Below are 2,067 nucleotides of genomic sequence, written 5' to 3'. Positions count from 1 at the left end.
ATCAAAAGGGTCGGTGCGCGTCTTTCTCATTGTTTAGAAAAGGAATTTTGAGGGGATTCGCTAGATTTTCAATAATTATTAAGGCGTTTTTGTAATGGCAGGGTATTACTATCATTCATCCAGAACAGGTCATTCATCTGGCTCTAATTATAACGCTCAAGGGGGTTATAATTCGGGCTATTCGTCTGGATCGAATGGTAGTAACCAAGGTTATTCATCAAATTCTGGCTATAGCAACCAAGGCTATTCTTCGGCGGCCTACTCGACGGGTAATGGTTACAACCAAGCCTCGAACTCGAACTATTACACTTACGGCAACAATGCCGCGGCTGCACAGACGTCAAGAAACCAGATATACCAACAATACTGGGATGTTCATAATCGTTTTTGGGGTGATAATGGTGGGGTACAGAACACCACCCAATGGGGTTCTTACTGGGCGGATAAAACGCTGCAAAATCCCAGCGCCAGCATTTGGCAGTCAGACGGTCACTTAAACCTGAATGCGTTTACCTCTGCACTGGATAACTACAGTAATCACCAATACAACTACAACAAACAAGGTGCGGGCAATTACAGTGGGTACAACAGTTCGGCGTCTATCTACAACCAAACGCCGGATTGGAACAACCACTACGGCAGCGATGTGTTGGGTCAGTATTACCAGACGGGTTACAACGACCAAACGGTTCAAGGTCTAAATTCAAGCTGGACAGAACGGCAAACTAGCCCTGGTTTTCAATCTCAGCACGTGGGTGCGACGTACACCGAGTATATAGCCGGGAATAACGGTCAAACAGGGACGTACAACAGTTATTGGCGTTCTTCAAACCCCAACAGTGCAAACTACGATAATCAATACACGCATTATGATCTAGGCCGCCACACGGTTTCTGAATACGACTTCCTTCAGTATGACAGTTGGGCAGACGACACCAGTTACATCGACCGCTACGTGAGCAAGGGTCTGGGCTCACAGGCTGATGCCTACAACTATGTCAACAACACCTCGCTCCATTCTGTCGAAACCTACTTTGATGCGCAAACCGCGAATGACGTCTTGCTCCAAGCCTACCAGCAGGACGGGTTTTCAGCGGCAGAGATGTTTGCGAACAACCAAGGTCCGGATGTGTGGAAATACGCACTGGATGAAGCCACAGGCAATGCCCTCATCGCAGGTGCGTACCTGTCGAAAGAAGCCACCGAGCTGGAGCAAAGTTACTTCGACGTGGATGAAGATTTTGCCAACTTTAATCCCGATGATTTTGGTCAAACCTTCACCGATGTCGATGGCAGCTATCACTTTGATGCCTTTGGTAATCGTACAGAAGGTGAGGCGGGCATTCTGGCACGTAACAATGCTGGCGTAATATCGGCGTTTGATGATATTGAAAACAGTTGGGTGGGTGGTGCCTTAGAGGCGCTGGGTGATAACAGGCAAGGTGCTTACTATGCGGTAGAAACCGCCAGCCAAATCTACTCGGCCAATGTGGGGAGCAGTGCCCTCGATAACAGTATTCACAACAATACCGATTCGTCACGTTCGTTGTCGCTCTCCTCACCGAGTGAGAGTGGACAAACATCTCGCGTCACCTTCTTTGACACCAAAGAGAGTTTGACGTCGGCCAGAGAGATGGACCTGAACAGCCTGAGTGTCGATGCAGGCGAAATACTGGAACGGCACAAACGTACGATTGATGGCATCCCAGATAAATGGGGGAAAATCAGGGATGATCTTTTGGGGAGTCAGCACAACAGGAACATTCTGTTCTGGGGGTTTAGTGAAATATTGAGAGACAGCCAGGAATTAGGGCTGGAAGTCACTGGCTATATATATCGAGACAGAACGACCGATCAATATGTGATGGTAAGGCAGCCTAATTTCGACGATTTAGATTCACCTGATCATTCGAACCCTCTTGCACCAGGTCGACAATACCAGGACGCGGCAGTCAGTTTAGCTCCTGATGCACTGTGGTAAGACCCCGCTTCTCTAGACACTCAATAGCTATATAATTGAACAAACTATGAGGTGTTGCTATGAGCGGAAAACGCTATCCAGAAGAA

The 2,067-nt window shown here is 47.8% G+C and carries 1 protein-coding gene; it reads left to right on the top strand.

From position 1 onward, the window contains the following. The first annotated feature begins 94 nt into the window (after positions 1–94). Positions 95–1,981, top strand: a complete 1,887-nt coding sequence (locus tag B5D35_RS23480; protein WP_078754809.1) for a hypothetical protein — start codon at positions 95–97, stop codon at positions 1,979–1,981. Positions 1,982–2,067: the final 86 nt, after the last annotated feature.

This window comes from Enterovibrio nigricans DSM 22720, assembly GCF_900167155.1.
GTDB classification, from domain to species: Bacteria; Pseudomonadota; Gammaproteobacteria; order Enterobacterales; family Vibrionaceae; genus Enterovibrio; species Enterovibrio nigricans.
This window is presented reverse-complemented; position numbering and strand designations above follow the sequence as displayed.

Excerpts from the sequence above, each read along its gene's own strand:
- B5D35_RS23480 (WP_078754809.1), top strand. The coding sequence starts at position 95 with ATGGCAGGGTATTACTATCATTCATCCAGAACAGGTCATTCATCTGGC.